A 2031-nucleotide genomic window follows, 5' to 3' on the forward strand; every position below is an offset into this window, starting at 1 on the left:
GCCGGACTGCATGTCAAGCGCCACCAGGTGCGCATCGAGCGTGCCGCGATACAGCTTGCCCTGGTGTGCGGCGAGGCCGCGGTTGAGGATGCCGCAGCAGACCACGCCGAACACATCCTGCGGGTAGCTCAGCGACGTCTTCCAGAGCTGGCGGCCGGTCAGCGCATCCACCGCCAGCGTTGCGTCGGCGGTGGGCAGGTACATGATGCCGTCGATTACCAGCGGCTGCTGCGACTGCGTGTGGTTGCTGGCGAGGCTCAGGTTCCATACCGGGACCAGGTTCTTCACGTTGCCGGTACTGACCTGCTTGAGCGCGCTGTGGCGCTGCTGGCCCTGGTCGAGGCCGTATACCGTGACGTCGCCGCTGGCGCTGTGCGCGAACGGGACGGCGAGCTGCAGCGACAATGCTGCAGCGGACATCATTTTTTTCATGTCGTCTCCTTGTGATGATGCTGTGGTAACGGTGCGCGGGGCGCACCCTACGATCCGTTAAAACACCTGCAGCAGGCGCAGGTTCAGGCGGTTGTTTTCCTTGAATCCTTCACGCACGGAGGCATCGCGCCCGTAGGTCGCCAGCACTTGCGTCGTCGGCCGCACGAAGTACGACGCGCCGACGTTGAACTTGGTGGTGCTGCCCCGGTCGCCCTGGTCAACGCCGTTGACGCTGGTCTCGCCGGTAATGGCCTTGGACACGCCGGCACGCAGGTCGAAGGCCGGATTGACGTGGTAACGCAGATGGGCTTGCGCCTGGTAACTGGTCTTTTGTTCCAGCGTGGCGCCGGCGGCGCCGAATTCACGGTTGCGTCCGTACACCGTGAAGTCGCCGACCAGGTCGAGCGACAGCGATTTCGTGAGCGAGGTGATGTAGCCGGCCTGCAGCGTGAACTTCGTGCGGTTCTCGCCGAGGTTGAGCGCCTTGCTGCGGTCGTACTGGCCGGTCGGCAGGGACAGGAAAGGCGTGATGCCGAAATAGGTGTTCGTTTCCTTCCGGTTCACCAGCCACACCGTCGCCGCAAGGAGGAGGTCGCCGGTGCCGCCGGTATCGCCGAGGAAGCTGGTGCCATCCTTCGCCTTCAGCTTGCCGAAGGGCAGCAGGAATTGCGGATCGACGATATAGCCGCCGATATCCATGAAATGCACGCCGCGCAGGATGCCGACATCCGAATCCAGCCCCGCGTTGAGCGGTACTTTGCTGCCCTTGCTGTACAGCTTGTCGCGCTCCGCGTGCTGGTAGTAGACCAGTGCGAGGTTGGTACCCGCCGGCAGCGCGGTGTAGTCGCCGGCATCGACATCGATTGCCGCTGCCGGCGCGCTTGCCAGTGCGGCCAGCAAGGCCGCCGCACTTGCCCGTTTGAAAGACATTTCCCCTTCGAGCAATGCTCTCCTCTTCATGCAACTCTCCTTTGATGGTGTTTTTTTGAACGGCATCGTCGTGTGCCGCACCATGTTGTGCAGCGACCGTGCCACGCAGCCACGTCCGGAAGGAAAACTCAATGAATTGAGGCACTTGCAGGAAATGCTGCGTTGCAGGAAAGCACACCGAGTGTCACGTTTTGCACCACTGCCCGAAACCGTGCTGTCAACGAAGGCGACACCTGCTGGGCGAGCGCGTGAAATCTTTGTAATTTGAATGACAGTCTGGCCGTGGCACGTCTGATACAACGTCATCCACCACCGTCCGGCGCGCGTGCTGCACACAACAAACACGATAAAGACGCGACGTCGATCAAAGGAGACAACGATGCTCAACCTGGATCAGTTGCGCCTTGACCCGCGCTCGCCCCTGTCCGATATCGTCAGGAAGTCATGGGACCGCTCGCGCCGCTACGGCATTTCGCCGACCGATACGCTGCTGCTGAATGAAGTCAGCGCGGCACAGCAGAAACGCGTGCGCGAACGCAACCAGCGGCTCGCCGCCATGGCGGCGCCGGAACTGGCGACACTCCAGCGCACCATCGGCGGCAGCGGCTGGATGCTCGCGTGGCTGGATGAGGAAGGCACCATCGTCGATGTTTTCGGCAAACCCGCCGG

1 protein-coding gene and 2 pseudogenes are annotated in these 2031 nt (G+C 62.5%); 1 reads left to right on the forward strand and 2 read right to left on the reverse strand.

Annotated features, from left to right (window positions below; all coding sequences use genetic code 11):
* A pseudogene (locus AYR66_RS28505) lies at nt 1-432 on the reverse strand (hypothetical protein); the annotation flags it as partial.
* A 57-nt stretch (nt 433-489) separates the two neighbouring features.
* On the reverse strand, nt 490-1392 hold the full coding sequence (locus tag AYR66_RS21560) for a transporter (RefSeq protein ID WP_088709212.1): 903 nt from the start codon (nt 1390-1392) through the stop codon (nt 490-492).
* Nucleotides 1393-1741: 349 nt separating this feature from the next.
* Here AYR66_RS21560 and AYR66_RS21565 point away from each other — a divergent pair.
* Nucleotides 1742-2031: pseudogene (locus tag AYR66_RS21565) on the forward strand (hypothetical protein); the annotation flags it as partial.

This window comes from Noviherbaspirillum denitrificans, from assembly GCF_002211445.1.
GTDB classification, from domain to species: Bacteria; Pseudomonadota; Gammaproteobacteria; order Burkholderiales; family Burkholderiaceae_D; genus Noviherbaspirillum; species Noviherbaspirillum denitrificans.